A 17,411-nucleotide genomic window follows, 5' to 3' on the forward strand; every position below is an offset into this window, starting at 1 on the left:
CCGTTGGTTATTCGGCCGCTGGCGTGGCACTCTGTGGTCGTGGCCCAGACGTCGCCGCCGATCACCCCGGCGCAGCCCGCGGAGCTGTATCCCGGGGATATCAAGTCGGTGCTGCTCACCGCGGAGCAGATTCAGGCCCGCATCGCCGAACTCGGCGAGGAGATCGGCAACCACTACCGCGAGCTTGCCGCCCAGTCGGGCCAGGATTTGCTGCTGATCACCGTGCTCAAGGGGGCGGTGATCTTCGTCACCGACCTGGCCCGCGCGATTCCGGTGCCGACCCAGTTCGAGTTCATGGCCGTCAGCTCCTACGGGTCCTCCACGTCGTCGTCCGGCGTGGTGCGGATCCTCAAGGACCTGGACCGCGACATCAACGACCGCGATGTGCTGATCGTCGAGGACGTCGTCGACTCGGGGCTGACCTTGTCGTGGTTGCTGCGCAACCTGAAGAGCCGGCGCCCGCGCTCGCTGCGGGTGTGCACGTTGCTCCGCAAGCCCGACGCGGTGCGCGCCAAGGTCGAGATCGCCTATGTCGGCTTCGACATTCCGAATGACTTCGTCGTGGGCTACGGCCTGGACTACGACGAGCGCTACCGCGACCTGTCCTACATCGGCACCCTGGATCCGCGGGTCTACGAGGAGTAGCCGGCTAGTCGAGCTCCCACACCGCGGTCACCGAGAAGCTGACCGTCTGCTGACCGGGCTCCAGCGGCACCGCCGCCATGCTGCGGGGCGGCGCCGGCGGGCCGCCGGGCGCGGGCGCGCCGCCGGAGACTTCCGAAATCGAGAGCACCCTGCCCAGCCGCAGGCCGGATAGCTGGGCGTACTGGTCGGCGCGGGCCTTGGCGTCGTTGAACGCCCGTGTGCGGGCGTCCTTGACCAGCTGCGAGTCGTCGGCGATGGAGTAGCTGACCGAGCTGATCCGGGTGGCGTCGCCGCCGGTGCCGACGATGACGGCCAGCATCCGGGACGCGGCGTCGGTCGGGTGGATCTTGACCTGGATCGCGTTGGTGGCGCGGTAGCCGGTGATCGTCGCGGCGCCGTTGCTGTACTGGGGTTCCAGGGTGACCGTGGTCGTGCTGATGTCTTTGCGGTCCAGCCCCGCACCGACCAGCGCGCTGATCACCGCTTGCTGGCGGTCGTTCGTCTGGTTCATCGCGGTGGTGACGTCGGGGGCGGTGAACTCGATGCCGGCGTTGGCGGTCAGGGTGTCGGGGACGCCTTGGACCTGACCCGAGCCGACGACGGTCACTTGGCGGGGGTTCGCGCCCGGTGGCGTCGCGTTGTGTTTGTCGCACGCGGACAGAGTGGCGACGGTCAAGCCGGCGGCGGCCAAGGCAATCGACGTGCGGGCGAACTTCGGTGCGATCGGCATGTGTGGACACTAGCGCCAGCGGCCCGCAAAGCATAGTGCGCATTGCGGCGATCCCGTCAAAGTTCATGTCGAACTCTAATCATATTGATTCACAACATCTTTCATGTCGTCTGCAGAAGTCGCAGGGTGCTGCGCCAGCTAAGTGAACAGTTTTCGACTCGGCAATGAATACGCGCGGTGAAGGGTTGTGGTACCCGGACCCGTCCGGCCTAACCTCTGAGCTGCTCAGGTGACGACCCGGTCGCCGAAATCCATTGGTCAAAAGCGCTTTTGAGGAGAGACATGTCGATGGTGATCGCACGGCCCGAGTTGCTCGCGGCGGCCGCCGCCGAAATGCATTCCCTGAATGCCTTGGTGGCGGCCGGAAATGAGGCCGCGGCGGCACCGACGACCGGCGTGGTACCCGCCGCCGCGGACGTGGTGTCGATGCTGACCGCGGCTCACTTCGCCTCGCACGCAAGGCTTTACCAGGAGGTGAGCGCGCAGGCCGCAGCGCTCCGCGAGCTGCTGGCGACCACGCTGGGCGTCAGCGCCGGCTCGTATGACGCCACCGAAGCGGCGAACACCACCACGGTCAGTTAGGCGAGCGGCAACCATGCTGGACTTCGCGCAATTGCCACCGGAGATCAACTCCGCGCTGATGTACACCGGGCCGGGCTCGGCGCCGATGCTGGCCGCCGCGTCGGCCTGGGAGGGTCTGGCCGCCGAGTTGCACAACACGGCGGCCGCCTACCGCTCGCTGATCACCGGCCTGACCGACGGGCCGTGGCAAGGTCCCGCGGCGCTGTCCATGGCGGCCGCGGCAGGCTCCCAGGTCGGTTGGCTGGGCAGCACGGCCGCGCTGGCGGAACAAGCGGCGACGCAAGCCGGGGCCGCGGCGAGCGCGTATGAGGCAGCGTTCGCAGCGACCGTGCCGCCGCCGGAGATCGCGGCCAACCGCGCGCTGTTGGCGACGCTCCTGGCGACGAACTTCCTGGGCCAGAACACGGCGGCGATCGCAGCCACCGAGGCGCACTACGCCGAAATGTGGGCCCAGGACGCCGCCGCGATGTACGGCTACGCGGGTGCGTCGGCGGTGGCGTCGATGCTGACGCCGTTCACCCCCGCGGCGCCCACGACCGACCCGGCGGGGCTGGCGGGCCAGGCCGCCGCGGTCGCCCACGCGGCGGGGACGGCCGCCAACGCGCAGGGGCTCTACGGCGTGCCCACCGCGCTGCTGAGTCTGGCCGGCCTGACGAATTCGCCGCCCTGGCTTGCCAACCCGGCGGCCGCGCTCGGGTTGACCGGACACGTGTGGAACAGCAATGGCGACGGCATCGTCGTGGCCGGGGTCCTCGGAGACCTGGTAGAGGGACTGACGGGCTCGGCCACCGTGGACGCCAGCACCGGCTTCGACGCGTTCATCCGATTGATCTCGCCCACAAGGCTTTTCACCACCGCGTTCAAGGACATCCAGGGATTGGCTCAGGCGATGGTGCCGCAGGCCGCCAAGGCCGCCGAGGGCGCCGCCAAGGCCGTGGAGGCGCTGCCGCACGCCATGTCGGGCGCGGTGGGCGGCGCCGCGGGGGCCGTGGGCAAGGCGGCGTCGGTGGGGGGATTGTCGGTTCCGGCCTCCTGGACGGGCGTGCCTCCGGCCGCCGGCCCCGCCATCGTGACGCTCAACGGACTTTCGGCCGGTGCGTCCGTCGAACCCGCGACGAACGCGTTGGGCGGGCTGCCGCTGATGGGCGGAGGCGGCCGCGGCGTGGCCCACTTCGCCGCTCCCCGATACGGATTCAAGCCGACGGTCGTACCGCAGCCGTCTGTCGGGGGATGAGGCGGGCGGGATCGGTAACCGGAACATATTTACGCACGCGATAATTGGTATTTGCGAGATCGCAACGGCTGGAAGTAAATTGACGCTCAAGAAGATTCGGATCGAGGAATTTTCGGTTTAATTCCCACCCGCCTGGGTACAACTTCGTATGTCCCCCAAGCAATTACACACACGCCAGTACTCTCCCGGCATTCCGCGCGCGCAGCGAATCAAGGCCACCGGCCGACACGCAATCAGGCTCGTAGCGACCACGGCGACGGTCGGCGTGGCCTTTTGGTGTGGCTCCGGCGTCGCCCACGCCGCACCCAACTACGAGCAGCAGGCGTGCGCGCTGATGGACGATCACGCCACCGCTGTACGCATGGGCTATTCGTCGTATCCCAGCGAGTACGCGTTCTCGGTGCTCTCCAAGGAGATGCCGCCGCTGGATGCGGCGCACACCCTGCGGGCCGCCACGCGTGACGTGTGCCCGAACCACGCGGGCGACATGCCGCAGTACTGGCAATAGCCCAAAGACCCCGACGGCCGGCGGCCGGGCGCAGCGCGCTTCGCCGTCGCCGATCTACTCGCGCGGCGGATCTGCCGCCGGATTGGGAATCTGAAGCACCCGCTGTCGGGTCGTCATCCGGAACGGGTCCAGGGATTGCGACTCGTCGAGGGCCTCGCGCACGTCGTCGAGCGTGATGAGCCCTAATTCGACCTGCAGCCACGTGGCGCTCAGACCGAACGCGTGAGCGGCGCGCCTGGCTTCCTCGGCGTCCGGGAAGTCGTCGGCGTTGGCGCGCCCGACCCCGCCGTACCAACGGCCCTTGGTGACGCCGCAGGCATCGCGCAACTGCTCGACGGTGATGTCACGGTTCAGCGTGGCTTCGAGCAGGCGCTTGAGGCCCCAGCCGGCTGCGTTCGTTCTCGGCATGCCTCCCAGAGTAACCGGATGCCAAAACATGGTCAAAAGGTCGCGATCTGCGAATTATCCGATTTTTTTAACAAATATCAGTCTAGAACTAGACAGAGATTCATAATTTATGACACAGTGTCCGCACTGAGTACGAACAAGCCCGCCGCCGGACCCCGGCACGCGGTTCTCATCAGGAGGAACACGAATGTCCTTTGTCGTCACAGTGCCGGACCTGCTCTCAGCGGCGGCCGGTCGGCTGCAGGTGATCGGTTCGACCATCAGCGCGGCCAACGCGACGGCCGCATTTCCGATCACCGGCGTGATCCCGGCGGCGGCCGACGAGGTTTCTGCGGCGACGGCGGCGGCCTTCTCCGGCTACGGCCACATCTATCAGGCGATCAGCGCTGAGGCCGCGGTCATCCACGAGGAGTTCGTCAACGCGCTGGGGCTCGGTGCCCACTCCTATGCGGCCACCGAGGCAGCCAACGCGACCCAGGCCGCGGGCGCCCACATGCCGGCCGGGCCCGCGAGGATGGCCCCGACGGCGCCGGCCCGCCCCGCGATGCCCGCGCGCATGGCGCCCACCGCCCCCGGCGCGCCGGCCCGCCCGGCGACGCCGCCTACACCCACCCGGCAAGCACCCGCGGCGCCCGCGACCACGGCACCGGCCGCCGCGCCCGCCGGCCGGGCGTCGTATGGCGGGGGGTACGGCGGGGGCCGGGTGGATCCCTATGGGCGCGGCGGCTACGGCGGTCACGTCGATCCCTACGCACGCTTCAGCTACGGCGGCCACCAGGCGTCGTACGGGGGTGGATACAGCGGTCACCCGGCGCCTGCCGCGCCCGCCCACCCGGCGCCCACCCAGCACGCTCCGGCCGCGCCCGTCTCGCCGGGCGGACCGGCGACCTTGCCGGCCATGCCCGCTCAGCCGGCGACCGTACAGCCGGTGCCCGCGGAACCGGCAGTGCCCGCTCACCCGACGACCGTTCAGCACGAGCATTACGTGCCCGCCTACCAGACGCCCGCCACACCCGAAGCCCCCACGGCCCCCGTGCCGGTGCGGGCCTAGCCACAACGACTCAAAGAAGGGATCTACCAATGGACTTCGCAGCGTTTCCTCCGGAGATCAACTCCGGGCTCATGTACGCGGGGCCGGGCTCGTCGTCGATGCTGACCGCATCGGCGGCCTGGGACGGATTGGCCGCCGAGCTACGTTCGGCAGCAACCGGTTACGGTTCGGCGATCTTGGATCTCACCGACGCAGGCTGGCAGGGTCCCTCGTCGGCATCGATGGCGGCCGCGGCGGCGCCCTACGTGGCCTGGCTGCACAGCACGGCAGCGCTGGCCGAGCAGGCCGGGATGCAGGCGGCCGCGGCGGCGGCCGCGCACGAAGCCGCCTTCGCGGCCACCGTGCCCCCGCCGGTGATCGCCGCCAACCGCGCAATGCTGATGGCCCTCATCTCCACCAACTTCCTGGGCATCAACACCCCCGCGATCGCCGCGACCGAGGCGCAGTACGCCGAAATGTGGGCCCAGGACGCCGCCGCGATGTACGCCTACGCCGCATCCGCGGCCACGGCGTCCGCGTTGGCCCCGATGGTGACGGCGCCGCCCACCACCAATCCGGCCGGCCTGGCCGGCGGCATCATCGCGGGGGCCCAGGCCGCCGTCGCCAACCTGCAAGGCGCCGCGCAGTCGGCGCTCAACTCGTCCCCGTCGACATTGGTCAGCGGCTTCCAGTCCGGCATAGGCGAATTCGCTCAACTGATCGGCGCGCCCCTTGGCCAGGGCGCCGGCACGACGGCCGCACCGACCCCGGCGACGCCGATGCTGGCGCCCGGACCGGTCATGCGGCCGCCGTCCATGCCCGCGATGCCCGCGCCACCCCGGATGCGCGTCACGCCGGTGATGCCGGCCGCCCCCGAGCGCTTCCTGCCGGCGGCGGCGCTGGGTCAGGCCACCCCGGTCGGGGGCCTCTCGGTCCCCTCGGGTTGGACGCCCGCCGCGGTCCCGGCCGCCGCCACCTCGGACGTCCCGACGATCGGCGGCGCCCCCGCCGGAGCGCCCATGCTGGCCTCTCGCGGTGTCCCCGCGACCACCGTTGCCGGCATGGAGATGCGCGCGTCCGGCGCGGCCGAGCTGCCCCGAATGAGCGTGTTGCCACGCGCGGTCGGATGACGGAAGGGGGACGCGCTTCCGCGAGTTGTCGGCAATCAATCAGCAACAGACACAAGAGCTTCAAAAGGAGAGATGAAATGACCGCACGATTCATGACCGACCCGCACGCGATGCGCGACATGGCGGGCCGCTTCGAGGTCCACGCCCAGACGGTCGAGGACGAGGCCCGCAGGATGTGGGCGTCCTCGCAGAACATCTCCGGCGCCGGCTGGAGTGGGACCGCCGAGGCGACCTCGCTGTACACCATGGGCCAGATGAACCAGGCCTTCCGCAACATCGTCGGCATGCTGCACGGGGTTCGCGACGGCCTCGTCCGCGACGCCAACAACTACGAACAGCAAGAGCAGGCCTCCCAGCAGGTCCTGAGCAGCTAGCCCACCCGATCAGAACAGGAGACTCTTCACATGACAATCAGCTATCAATTCTCCGACGTCGACGCCCATGGCGCCACCATCCGCGCCCAGGCCGCAGCGCTGGAAGCCGAGCACCAGGCGATCGTTCGGGATGTGCTTGCGGCCGGGGACTTTTGGGGCGGCGCCGGGTCGACGGCCTGTCAGCAGTTCGTCACCGAGTTGGGCCGCAATTTCCAGGTGATCTACGAGCAGGCCAACGCCCACGGACAGAAGGTACAGGCCGCCGGCGACAACATGGCCGGGACCGACAGTGCGGTCGGGTCCAGCTGGGGCTAGTGGCGATCGCAAGCGCGGCGGAGCCGGGCGAAGCGGGTCGTCACCATGGGCCTAGTGGGCGGTTGCCTAAGGCGTTACCAGAATCTTGCAGTGCCGCTCGGGGTCGGCCAGGTCATCGAAGGCCTGGCCGACCCCTTCCAGTCCGACCTCTCCGGTGATCAGCGGCGTGACGTCAATCTCGCCCTCGGCCAGCGCGCGCAGCGAGTCGCCGAACTCCTCGGGGTTGTAGGCGAGTACGAATTGCACGTTGATTTCCTTGGCAATCGCGAAGAAGGGGTGCACGGTGTCGGGCTGCATGCAGACGCCGGCGACCACCAGGCGGGTCCCCGGCCGGGCCCGGCGCAGCACGTCGTCGATGATGCCGGGGACCCCGACCGCCTCGAACACGACCGCCGGTTTGACCGTGTCGAACGGCGAGCCCTGGGCCGCGTCCACCGTCTGGTGTGCGCCCATCGCGGTGGCCAGCTCGCGGCGCTTCGGCGAGAAGTCCGCCGCCACAATGTTTTCCACCCCGCGGGCGCGAAGGGACGCGATGATCGCGATGCCGATCGGCCCGCAGCCGAGCACCAGGGCGGTCTCGCCGGGCGCGATGTTCGACTTGTTCACCGCGTGCAAACCCACGGCCATGGGTTCGGTCAACGCGGCATGCTTGAGGTCCAGGCCGTTGGGGATGGGCATCAGCAGCGGCGCCGAAAGCAGCATCCGCTCGGCGTAGCCGCCAATGGTGCTGTTGCTGTAGACAATCGGCTCGACCCCCTTGTCGGAGAGCAGCACGGGAAGGGAGGTGACCAGGGTTCCGGGCGGATGCGTTTCCGTGCCCGGCCCGGCCTCGAGCACCTCGGCGCTGAACTCGTGCCCCATGAACACGTCGCTGTTCAGGTCGACGGTCATGCCCCCGGCGCCGGCGGCCACCTGAGCGGTCATCTCCACGACCTCGTCGCCGTGGGCGGCGAAATGCAGGTCGGAGCCGCAGATTCCGCACGCTTTCACACCGACCAGCACCTGGCCCGTTCCGGGGACGGGCTCGGGAACGTCATCGCGATAAACCATCCGGCCGTCGCGTAAAACCGCGGCGCGCATCAGCTTCCCGCGCCCTTCTGCTCCGCGACGTGCTCGGTGATGGCCTTCACGACGGCCTCGCCGGCGCGTCCGATCAATTGGTCGCGTTTGCCCCTGGCCCAGTCGTGGGAGGAACGCGCCGCCTCGAGCTGTCCCTTGAAATAGGGGATCACCTTGCGGGCCATCAGGTCATAGCAGTGGTAGGTCGCCTCGGGCGACGCCCAGTCATGGCCGAGCATCAACAGCGTTCCGAAACCACCCGACCGCTCCAGCAGGTCCTCGATGTACGCGATCGCGTCGTCGGGCGTGCCGATGCAGCAATTGCCTTGATCCGCATAGTCCGCGACGAACTCGCGCGGCGTCTGCGCTTCGCCGTCGACCGCGTTGGACAGCGGCACGAAGCCCGCCGCGCCGAAGTAGTTCGCGAAATCCTGGAGCCCGTAGGTGCAATCGTCGATTGCCTGATCGCGGCTGTCGGCGATGTGCATGATGCTCAGCACGCGCCAGTCGGACCGGTCCGGCTCCTCCCGCCCGACCTTGGCGGCCTGCTCGCGCACCACCTCCCAGGTGTTCTCCAGCGCGGCGTAGCCGCCCGGCACCGACATCGACAGCGACAGCAGCGACGTGCCCAGCGCGCCGGCCAGCCGCGGGCCGGACGGGGAGATCATTGCCGCCGTGGAGATCTCGGGGTAGGGCCAGGTGTACGGGCGGATGTGCAGCTGCGCGTCACGCAGCGTGAACCAGTCGGAGTGGCGGTCGATTCGCTCCGTCGGCTCGGCGCGGAACAGCGCGAGGATCGCCTCGAGGGATTCCTGCATCATCCGCCGCTGCTCGACCGGGTCGATGCCCATCATGTACGCATCCGACGGCAGCGCACCCGGTCCGGTGCCGAACATCACCCGGCCACGGGTCAGATGGTCCAGCAGCACCCACCGATCGGCCACCATCAGCGGATGGTGGTAGGGCAGCGAGACCACACCGGTGCCCAGCCGGATGTGCTTGGTGCGCTCCGCCGCGGCCGCGATGAACACCTCCGGGCAGGCGATCAGCTCGTAGCCGCCGGAATGGTGCTCGCCGAACCACGCTTCGTCGAAGCCGAGGCGGTCCAGCGCGACGACGCGCTCCATGTCGTATTCCAATGCGACCGTGGGGGATTGGCCGGTGGGATGGAATGGGGTGATAAAGACTCCGAAACGCAGCGGCGCGCTCATCGCAGTTCCAATCCGTCGAGGAATTCCAGCAGGGCGGCGTTGACTTCTTTTGGCCGTTCCTGCTGCAGCCAGTGCCCGGCGCCTTCGATCAGCACCTGGCGGTACGGCCCGGAGATCACCTCGGACGCGCGGTCGGTGCTGGTGAATCCCAACACGGGGTCGGCGGTCCCGGCCATGAACAGGCACGGCACGGCGATCTTGGCGCCGCCGAGTTCGGCGGTGGTCTCCCAGTTGCGGTCGAAATTGCGGTACCAGTTCAGGCCGCCGGTGAATCCGGTGCGGCTGAACTCGCTGATGTAGTGGTCGAGTTCGTCCTGGCTGATCCAGTCCGGCAGCCCGTCCGGTTCGGGAAGCCGATCGATGAAGCCTTCCGGGCCCGGGGTGGCCATCTTCACCATCGCCTCCGCGCCCCCGGAAGTCGTCAAGCCGCCCATCATCCGGCGCATGGTCCGGGCGGGGTCGCCACCGAGCTCGGCGTCGGCAACGCCGGGCTCCTGGAAGTAGAGGATGTAGAAGAAGTTTTCGCCGAACAGCTTGCGCCACGCTTTCGTCGGCGCCACCTGCGAGCGGGGCAGCGCCGGCACGCTGAGCGCGGCGACCGCCGCAACGCGGTCGGGATGCAACAGCGGCGCGTGCCAGACCACGGGCGCCCCCCAGTCGTGCCCGATCCACACCGCCCGCTCGGCGCCGACGTCGTCGAGCAGTCCGACGATGTCGGCGGTCAGCTCGTGAATGTTGTAGGCCTCGATGGCTTCCGGGCGGGACGAGCCGCCGTAGCCGCGTTGATCGGGCGCCAGCACGTGATAGCCGGCCTCGGCCAGAGCCGGTATCTGATGCCGCCAGGAATAAGCCAGCTCGGGAAAGCCGTGGGCCAGGACCACGACGGGTGCGCCGCGATCTCCCGCCTCGGTCACCCGCAGTTGCACACCATTGGTGTCTACTAACCGTTCGGTTGACGAAAGCACCGTCTCACCAAAGCACAAGGACCCCGGGCTGAGAAGGGTATGCCCGGATTGGAAAGTGCCTTTCTGCCGTGCCGAGTCCGTCGGCCTGGTAGACATCGCGACTGATGCAGCGGCGGTAGCTGAAGGGGTGGTTCGCATGAAGCGGCTAGACCACGTCGTCTTATGGACCAAGGATCCGCAAGCGGCGATGGATTTCTACTCGAGGGTGGTCGGCCTCGCGCCGGTACGGTTCGGCGAGTTCGAGGCGGGCCAAGCGCCGTTCCCGAGCGTGCGCGTGTGCGAAGACTCCATCATCGATCTCCTGCCGACGACGAACATCTCCGGAACCGAGTCGCTCACCAAGGTCGCGGGCAGCGCGGGCCATCCGGTGAACCACGTTTGCCTGGCGATGTCGAAGTCCGAGTACGACGCGTTGGATCGGCGACTGCGGGAAGAAGGCGTGGACACCAGCGCGCGCCTCAACAACAGCTATGGCGCACGCGGGTTCGCGCCGCAGGGCTACTACTTCGCCGACCCCGACGGCAATGTGGTCGAGGCGCGCTATTACGAGTGAGCGGCCCCGGAGCGTCGCGCCCGGCATGTGTGGTTTGCCACGTCGGGAACCACAGCGGGAACTGCCGGTCGTTGTCTGAGCAGGATGCTGCGCCCCGGCTCTGCCGGGACCGTGGATCGACACTAGCGGTAGCCTGGACTTTTCCAGCTTCGTGTTTCGCGGAAGGACCTGGCCGACGAGGCCGATGATTGATGAACCGGAAAAACGTGATTCGCACGCTCACGGCGATCGCCGTCGTGGTGCTGCTGGGTTGGTCGTTTTTTTACTTTAGCGACGACACCCGCGGTTACAAGCCCGTCGACACCTCGGTGGCGATGTCCCAGATCAACGCCGACAACGTCAAAAGCGCGCAGATCGATGATCGCGAACAGCAATTGCGGTTGACCCTGAAAAAGGGCAATAAGGACACCGACAATTCGGACAAGGTCATCACCAAGTACCCCAGCGGATACGCCGTCGACCTGTTCAACTCGCTGAACTCGAAGAACGCCAAGGTCAGCACGGTTGTGAACGAGGGCAGCATCCTGGGTGAGCTGCTGGTCTACGTGCTGCCGCTGCTTTTGCTGGTGGGCCTGTTCGTGATGTTCTCCCGCATGCAGGGCGGCGCCCGGATGGGCTTCGGGTTCGGCAAGTCGCGTGCGAAGCTGCTGAACAAGGACATGCCCAAGACCACGTTCGCCGACGTCGCCGGCGTCGACGAGGCGGTCGAGGAGCTCTACGAGATCAAGGACTTCCTGCAGAACCCGAGCAGGTACCAGGCGCTGGGCGCCAAGATCCCCAAGGGCGTGCTGCTGTACGGACCGCCCGGAACGGGCAAGACGCTGCTGGCCCGCGCCGTGGCGGGCGAGGCCGGGGTGCCGTTCTTCACCATCTCCGGCTCCGACTTCGTCGAGATGTTCGTCGGCGTGGGCGCCTCGCGGGTGCGCGACCTGTTCGAGCAGGCCAAGCAGAACAGCCCCTGCATCATCTTCGTCGACGAGATCGACGCCGTCGGGCGCCAGCGCGGCGCCGGCCTGGGCGGCGGGCACGACGAACGCGAGCAGACGCTGAACCAGTTGCTGGTCGAGATGGACGGGTTCGGCGACCGCACCGGCGTCATCCTGATCGCGGCCACCAACCGCCCCGACATCCTGGACCCCGCGCTGCTGCGGCCGGGCCGCTTCGACCGGCAGATCCCGGTGACCAACCCGGACATGGCGGGCCGCCGCGCGGTGCTGCGGGTGCACTCCAAGGGCAAGCCGATCGGTCCCGACGCCGACCTGGACGGGCTGGCCAAGCGGACCGTCGGGATGACGGGCGCCGACCTGGCCAACGTCATCAACGAGGCCGCGCTGCTGACCGCCCGCGAGAACGGCACCGTCATCACCGGCGCCGCGCTGGAGGAGGCCGTCGACCGGGTGATCGGCGGGCCGCGTCGCAAGGGCCGCATCATCAGCGAGCAGGAAAAGAAGATCACCGCCTACCACGAGGGCGGCCACACGCTGGCGGCGTGGGCGATGCCCGACATCGAGCCGATCTACAAGGTGACGATCCTGGCCCGGGGCCGCACCGGCGGGCACGCGGTCGCGGTGCCGGAGGAGGACAAGGGCCTGCGGACGCGCTCGGAGATGATCGCCCAGCTGGTGTTCGCGATGGGCGGGCGCGCCGCCGAGGAGCTGGTGTTCCGCGAGCCGACGACCGGCGCGGTGTCCGACATCGAGCAGGCCACCAAGATCGCCCGCGCGATGGTCACCGAGTTCGGCATGAGCTCGAAACTCGGCGCCGTCAAATACGGCTCAGAGCACGGCGACCCGTTCTTGGGCCGGACCATGGGAACGCAGGCGGACTACTCCCACGAGGTCGCCCGCGACATCGACGACGAGGTCCGCAAGCTGATCGAGGCGGCGCACACCGAGGCTTGGGAGATCCTCACCGAATACCGCGACGTGCTCGACACCCTCGCCGGCGAGCTGCTGGAAAAGGAAACCCTGCACCGCGCCGAGCTGGAGGGCATCTTCTCCGGGGTCGAAAAGCGCCCCAGGCTCACCATGTTCGACGACTTCGGTGGCCGGATCCCGTCGGACAAGCCGCCGATCAAGACGCCCGGCGAGCTGGCCATGGAGCGCGGCGAGCCCTGGCCGCCGCCGGTGCAGGAGCCGGCGTTCAAGGCGGCCATCGCGCGCGCCAGCGAGGCCGCGCAGGCGGAGGCTGCCCGAAACGCCAACGGCGGCAACGGTTCCCATGGCGGTCAGGGGGCCGGCAACCGCCAGCCCGTTCCGCACGGCGCGACGCAGCCCGACTACGGCGCCCCGGCGGGCTGGTACGCGCCGGGCTGGCCGCCGCAGCACCAGCAGCAGCAGCCGAATCACTGGTATCCGCCCGCCGGAAACCCCGCACCGCCCCCGCCGCAGCCGTATTGGCCGCAGCCCGCGCCGGGCTACCCGGGTTACCCGGGCCAGCAGGGCCCCCAGGGTCAGGGTCAGCCGAACCACCAGCATTACCCGCCCTATCCCCCCTATCCGCCTCCCGCTCAACCGAATCCGGATGCCGGAAAGACTCCCGACAACCAGGGCGATGACGTGCGCCGGTCCAACCCGCCGGCCCACGGCTGACGAACGGAGGATCCGATGGCTCTCCCAGATTTGGAGCCGGATTTGGGACCGGACACGCGCCACACGACTCCACGCATCCGGTCGTTCGATCAGCAACGCGCCGAGGCGGCGATCCGCGAGTTGCTCTATGCGATCGGCGAAGACCCGGACCGAAACGGCTTGCAGGACACCCCGGCCCGCGTCGCGCGCGCCTACCGCGAAATGTTCGCCGGGCTCTACACCGATCCCGACACCGTCCTGAACACCATGTTCGACGAGGACCACGACGAGATGGTCATCGTCAAGGAAATCCCGCTGTACTCCACCTGCGAGCACCACCTGGTGTCCTTCCACGGTGTGGCCCACGTCGGCTACATCCCCGGCAAGGACGGCAGGGTGACCGGCCTGTCGAAGATCGCCCGCCTGGTCGACCTCTACGCCAAGCGGCCCCAGGTGCAGGAGCGGCTCACCAGCCAGATCGCCGACGCCCTGGTGAGCAAGCTCGATCCGCGCGGCGTGATCGTCGTCGTCGAGGCGGAACACCTGTGCATGGCGATGCGGGGGGTCCGCAAGCCCGGCGCCGTCACCACGACCTCGGCGGTGCGTGGCATGTTCAAGACCAGTCCCGCCTCTCGAGCCGAAGCGCTCGACCTGATCCTGCGCAAGTGAGTCGGGCGCCCGTGCAGGTGATGGGAGTTCTGAACGTCACTGACGACTCCTTCTCCGACGGTGGGCGCTACCTCGATACCGACGACGCCGTCGCCCACGGTCTGGCGATGGCCGCCGAGGGCGCCGGGATCGTCGACGTCGGCGGCGAGTCGACCCGGCCCGGCGCCGTCCGCGTCGACCCGCGCGTCGAGACATCCCGCGTGGTGCCCGTCGTCAAAGAGCTTGCCGCGCAGGGCATTACCGTCAGCATCGACACCATGCACGCCGATGTTGCGCGGGCGGCGCTGCAGAGCGGCGCGCGGATCGTCAACGACGTGTCGGGCGGGCGGGCCGATCCCGCGATGGCGCCGTTGCTGGCCGAGGCCGGCGTGCCCTGGGTGTTGATGCATTGGCGGTCGGTGTCCGCCGAGCGCCCGCATCAGGCGCCACGCTATGGCGACGTGGTCGCCGAAGTGCGCGCCGAGCTGCTCGCCAGCGTCGACGACGCCGTGGCCGCGGGCGTCGATCCCGACCAGCTGGTGATCGACCCCGGGCTGGGATTCGCCAAGACGGGACAAGACAATTGGGCGCTGCTGCACGCGCTGCCGCAGCTGGTCGCGACCGGGGTGCCGGTGCTGCTGGGCGCCTCGCGTAAGCGGTTCCTGGGGACGTTGCTGGCCGGACCCGACGGCTCGCCCCGACCCCCCGACGGGCGCGAGACGGCGACCGCGGTGATTTCGGCGCTGGCCGCCCTGTACGGGGCCTGGGGGGTGCGCGTGCACGACGTGCGCGCCTCTGTCGATGCCCTGAAGGTCCTCGAGGCGTGGAACCCAAATGGCTGATCGAATCGAGTTGCGCGGCTTGACCACCCGTGGCCGACACGGCGTGTTCGAGCACGAGCGCGCCGCCGGGCAGGACTTCGTCGTCGACATCACCGTGTGGATCGACCTGGCCGACGCCGCGGCCAGCGACGACCTGGCCGACACCTACGACTACGGCGCGCTCGCCCAGCTGGCGGCCGACGTCGTCGGCGGCCCGCCGCGCCAGCTGATCGAGGCGGTCGGCGGCGAGATCGCCGACCGGGTGATGGGCGACCAACGCGTGCACGCCGTCGAGGTGGTGGTGCACAAGCCGCAGGCGCCCATCCCGCACCAGTTCGCCGACGTCGCCGTGGTGGTTCGGCGGTCCCGGCGCGGCGGCCGCGGCTCGGTGATCCCGGCGGGTGGGGCGGTATGACCCGCGTCGTGCTGTCCATCGGCTCCAACCTGGGCGACCGGTTGGCGCGGCTGCAGTCGGTGGTCGACGGGCTGGGCGAGGCCGTCGTGGCGGTGTCCCCGGTGTACGAGACGGACCCCTGGGGCCGCGTGGAGCAGGCCCCGTTCCTCAACGCGGTGCTCATCGCGCAGGACCCGGCGTGCGACGGGCAGGCGTGGCTGCGCCGGGCTCAGGAGTTCGAGCGGGCCGCGGGGCGGGTGCGCGGCGAGCGCTGGGGCCCGCGCACCCTCGACGTCGACCTGATCGCCTGCTACGGCGACACGGAGGTGGTCGTCCGCGAACCCAACCTGACGCTGCCGCATCCGCTGGCCCACCTGCGGGCCTTCGTGATGGTGCCGTGGCTGGCCATCGAGCCCGATGCCGAGCTGACGGTCGCCGAAGGGCCGCGTCCGGTCGCGCAGCTGCTGGCCCAGCTCGAGCCGGCCGACCGGGCCGGGGTGCGGCTCTCGAACCTGACGCTGGAGTTGAAGGGGCCCCATAGCTGATGGGCCCCACCAGGAAGCGTGACCTGACGGCCGCGGTAGTCGGCGCTGCGGTGCTGGGCTACCTGCTGGTGCTCACGCTGTACCGATGGTTTCCGCCCATCACGGTGTGGACCGGCCTGTCGCTGCTCGGCGTGGCCATCGCCGAGGCGCTCTGGGCGCGCTACGTGCGCCTGAAGATCAACGACGGCGAAATCGGGACCGGCCCGGGCTGGCTGCACCCGCTGGCGGTGGCGCGCAGCGTGGTGGTGGCCAAGGCGTCGGCCTGGGTGGGCGCGCTGGTGCTGGGCTGGTGGATCGGGGTGTTGGTGTACTTCTTCCCCCGGCGGTCGTGGCTGCGCGTCGCCGCCGAGGACACCACCGGGACCGTGGTGGCCGCCGTCAGCGCGCTGGCGCTGATCGTCGCCGCGCTCTGGCTGCAGCATTGCTGCAAGTCCCCGCAGGATCCGACCGACCACGGCGAGGGCGCGGAAACGTAGCCGCCCCCCGCGATGACGCGGTGAGAATCGCCGGAGTCGCGCGACACGCTGAGTGACCTCGCGCAGGTACAGTCAGGCCATGACCGTTCTGTCCCGCGGCGCCCGGGTGCGGCGCGGCGGCCGCAGGCCGGGGTGGGTGCTCTTGACCGCGTTGCTGGTCCTCGCGATGGGGGCCAGTTCCGCACTGGTTTTCACCAATCGGGTGGAACTCCTCAAGCTCGCTGTAATCCTGGCGCTGTGGGCCGCAGTCGCCGGCGCCTTCGTTTCGGTGCTCTACCGCCGTCAAAGCGACGCGGACCAGTCCCGGGTGCGCGACCTCAAGCTGGTCTACGACCTGCAGCTGGACCGGGAGATCTCGGCCCGGCGCGAGTACGAGCTGACCGTGGAGTCGCAGCTGCGCCGCGAGCTGGCCTCCGAGCTGCGCGCGCAGGCCGAAGACGACCTGGCCGCGCTGCGCGCCGAGCTGAGCGCGCTGCGCACCAGCCTGGAGATCCTGTTCGACACCGACCTGCAGCACCACCCGGCGCTGGAGACGGTCGAAACCGAGGCGCCGCGCACCCGCGCCTACAGCGACTGGGAACGCAACGGCGAGAGCAATCCCGACTGGGTGTCCAGCGATCGGGTGACGTCGGTCACCCGCGACAACCCCCCCGCTCACGGCGACGGCCGCGCCGACGAGGCCGCGATCATCGACGTGCCGGAGGAGCCGCTGCTGCCGCCCCGCCAGCCGCCGCCCCCGCGCGGTCGCGGCCAGTACGACGTCCCGCCGGAGGCCCGGTACGTGGTTTCCCAGGAGCCCCCGTACATGACGGCGCCGCCGGAGCCCGAGCCGCGATTCGAACCCCGGCAACAGCCGCCGCCCCCGCCGCCGCAACCGGAACCCCAGCCGCAGATGCAGGACTGGCGGCCCGCCGCCGCCGACGGGCAGTGGCCGCCCCCCGGTGCGCCGGGCAGCAACTGGGCCGGCGCCGAGCCGGCCGGCGCACCGGGCGGTGAGCCCACCGGCGGGCGCCGCGCGCGGCATTACGGCGCCGGCGAAACCCTGGACGGCTCGCCCTTCGAGCACCCGCAGCCGCCGCCGTACGGCGAGCCCGGCCGCCGGGCGCGGTCGCGCCATTCGGCCGAGTACCGCGACTTCGGCGTGGGCAACTTCGGTGGCACCGGGGACCCTTCGCCGCCCCCGGGCAGCGCGCCGGCCGCGGCCGCCCCCACT

20 protein-coding genes and 1 pseudogene are annotated in these 17,411 nt (G+C 69.6%); 16 read left to right on the top strand and 5 right to left on the bottom strand.

What is annotated here, in order from left to right; genetic code table 11:
* Positions 1-33: 33 nt before the first annotated feature.
* Positions 34-645, top strand: coding sequence for a hypoxanthine phosphoribosyltransferase (gene hpt / locus AWB89_RS15930; RefSeq protein WP_085103348.1), 612 nt, complete (start codon positions 34-36; stop codon positions 643-645).
* 4 nt (positions 646-649) lie between these two features.
* Here the strand turns inward: hpt and AWB89_RS15935 are convergent, their stop codons facing one another.
* Positions 650-1,375: an SIMPL domain-containing protein gene (locus tag AWB89_RS15935; RefSeq protein ID WP_085174942.1), complete on the bottom strand. Its 726-nt coding sequence runs from the start codon at positions 1,373-1,375 to the stop codon at positions 650-652.
* A 282-nt stretch (positions 1,376-1,657) separates the two neighbouring features.
* On the opposite strand from AWB89_RS15935, the gene AWB89_RS15940 reads away from it, so the two are divergent.
* The 3 genes from AWB89_RS15940 to AWB89_RS15950 all read left to right on the top strand — a co-directional run bounded on the left by AWB89_RS15940 (position 1,658) and on the right by AWB89_RS15950 (position 3,699).
* The gene (locus AWB89_RS15940; RefSeq protein WP_085174944.1) at positions 1,658-1,957 is read left to right on the top strand and encodes a PE family protein; all 300 of its coding nucleotides are present in this window, start codon (positions 1,658-1,660) and stop codon (positions 1,955-1,957) included.
* A gap of 13 nt (positions 1,958-1,970) precedes the next feature.
* Positions 1,971-3,191, top strand: coding sequence for a PPE family protein (locus AWB89_RS15945; protein ID WP_085174946.1), 1,221 nt, complete (start codon positions 1,971-1,973; stop codon positions 3,189-3,191).
* A gap of 265 nt (positions 3,192-3,456) precedes the next feature.
* Positions 3,457-3,699: a hypothetical protein gene (locus tag AWB89_RS15950; RefSeq protein WP_142282552.1), complete on the top strand. Its 243-nt coding sequence runs from the start codon at positions 3,457-3,459 to the stop codon at positions 3,697-3,699.
* A 54-nt stretch (positions 3,700-3,753) separates the two neighbouring features.
* On the opposite strand, the gene AWB89_RS15955 is transcribed toward AWB89_RS15950, so the two are convergent.
* Positions 3,754-4,107 carry a hypothetical protein gene (locus AWB89_RS15955; RefSeq protein WP_085103339.1) on the bottom strand — a complete coding sequence of 118 codons (354 nt, stop codon included), beginning with the start codon at positions 4,105-4,107 and terminating at the stop codon, positions 3,754-3,756.
* 187 nt (positions 4,108-4,294) lie between these two features.
* Here AWB89_RS15955 and AWB89_RS28470 point away from each other — a divergent pair.
* The 4 genes and pseudogenes from AWB89_RS28470 to AWB89_RS15975 form a co-directional block, all read left to right on the top strand.
* Positions 4,295-4,588: pseudogene (locus AWB89_RS28470) on the top strand (PE family protein); the annotation flags it as partial.
* Positions 4,589-5,187: 599 nt separating this feature from the next.
* On the top strand, positions 5,188-6,267 hold the full coding sequence (locus AWB89_RS28305; RefSeq protein ID WP_085174949.1) for a PPE family protein: 1,080 nt from the start codon (positions 5,188-5,190) through the stop codon (positions 6,265-6,267).
* A gap of 77 nt (positions 6,268-6,344) precedes the next feature.
* Entirely contained in the window at positions 6,345-6,641 is a 297-nt protein-coding gene (locus AWB89_RS15970) for a WXG100 family type VII secretion target (RefSeq protein ID WP_085174951.1), read from the top strand.
* 30 nt (positions 6,642-6,671) lie between these two features.
* Positions 6,672-6,956, top strand: coding sequence for a WXG100 family type VII secretion target (locus AWB89_RS15975; protein WP_085103167.1), 285 nt, complete (start codon positions 6,672-6,674; stop codon positions 6,954-6,956).
* Between the two features lie 66 nt (positions 6,957-7,022).
* On the opposite strand, the gene AWB89_RS15980 is transcribed toward AWB89_RS15975, so the two are convergent.
* Genes AWB89_RS15980 through AWB89_RS15990 form a run of 3 tightly spaced genes read right to left on the bottom strand, consistent with a single transcriptional unit; the run spans position 7,023 to position 10,191 of the window.
* Entirely contained in the window at positions 7,023-8,036 is a 1,014-nt protein-coding gene (locus AWB89_RS15980; protein WP_085174953.1) for a zinc-binding dehydrogenase, read from the bottom strand.
* Positions 8,036-9,226 carry an LLM class flavin-dependent oxidoreductase gene (locus tag AWB89_RS15985; protein WP_085174955.1) on the bottom strand — a complete coding sequence of 397 codons (1,191 nt, stop codon included), beginning with the start codon at positions 9,224-9,226 and terminating at the stop codon, positions 8,036-8,038. Before AWB89_RS15985 ends, AWB89_RS15980 begins: the two co-directional genes overlap by 1 nt.
* Positions 9,223-10,191, bottom strand: coding sequence for an alpha/beta fold hydrolase (locus AWB89_RS15990; protein ID WP_142282553.1), 969 nt, complete (start codon positions 10,189-10,191; stop codon positions 9,223-9,225). The genes AWB89_RS15985 and AWB89_RS15990 overlap by 4 nt, the downstream gene beginning before the upstream one ends.
* Positions 10,192-10,327: 136 nt before the next feature.
* Between AWB89_RS15990 and AWB89_RS15995 the strand changes: the two genes are divergently transcribed.
* The 8 genes from AWB89_RS15995 to AWB89_RS16030 all read left to right on the top strand — a co-directional run.
* Positions 10,328-10,744 carry a VOC family protein gene (locus AWB89_RS15995; RefSeq protein ID WP_085174959.1) on the top strand — a complete coding sequence of 139 codons (417 nt, stop codon included), beginning with the start codon at positions 10,328-10,330 and terminating at the stop codon, positions 10,742-10,744.
* Between the two features lie 191 nt (positions 10,745-10,935).
* Positions 10,936-13,335, top strand: a complete 2,400-nt coding sequence (ftsH, locus tag AWB89_RS16000) for an ATP-dependent zinc metalloprotease FtsH (RefSeq protein WP_085174961.1) — start codon at positions 10,936-10,938, stop codon at positions 13,333-13,335.
* Between the two features lie 15 nt (positions 13,336-13,350).
* Positions 13,351-13,983: a GTP cyclohydrolase I FolE gene (folE, locus tag AWB89_RS16005; RefSeq protein ID WP_085103180.1), complete on the top strand. Its 633-nt coding sequence runs from the start codon at positions 13,351-13,353 to the stop codon at positions 13,981-13,983.
* Complete coding sequence (gene folP / locus AWB89_RS16010; protein WP_142280046.1) at positions 13,980-14,804, top strand: dihydropteroate synthase; 825 nt, start codon at positions 13,980-13,982, stop codon at positions 14,802-14,804. The genes folE and folP overlap by 4 nt, the downstream gene beginning before the upstream one ends.
* Entirely contained in the window at positions 14,797-15,198 is a 402-nt protein-coding gene (folB, locus tag AWB89_RS16015; RefSeq protein ID WP_085174963.1) for a dihydroneopterin aldolase, read from the top strand. Before folP ends, folB begins: the two co-directional genes overlap by 8 nt.
* The gene (gene folK, locus AWB89_RS16020) at positions 15,195-15,722 is read left to right on the top strand and encodes a 2-amino-4-hydroxy-6-hydroxymethyldihydropteridine diphosphokinase (protein ID WP_085103184.1); all 528 of its coding nucleotides are present in this window, start codon (positions 15,195-15,197) and stop codon (positions 15,720-15,722) included. The genes folB and folK overlap by 4 nt, the downstream gene beginning before the upstream one ends.
* Complete coding sequence (locus AWB89_RS16025; RefSeq protein ID WP_085103186.1) at positions 15,722-16,198, top strand: DUF3180 domain-containing protein; 477 nt, start codon at positions 15,722-15,724, stop codon at positions 16,196-16,198. The genes folK and AWB89_RS16025 overlap by 1 nt, the downstream gene beginning before the upstream one ends.
* Positions 16,199-16,277: 79 nt before the next feature.
* The coding region (locus tag AWB89_RS16030; protein WP_085174965.1) for a DUF6779 domain-containing protein at positions 16,278-17,411 on the top strand (1,134 nt) is incomplete at its 3' end.

It is taken from the genome of Mycobacterium paraense (assembly GCF_002101815.1).
Lineage (GTDB): Bacteria > Actinomycetota > Actinomycetes > Mycobacteriales > Mycobacteriaceae > Mycobacterium > Mycobacterium paraense.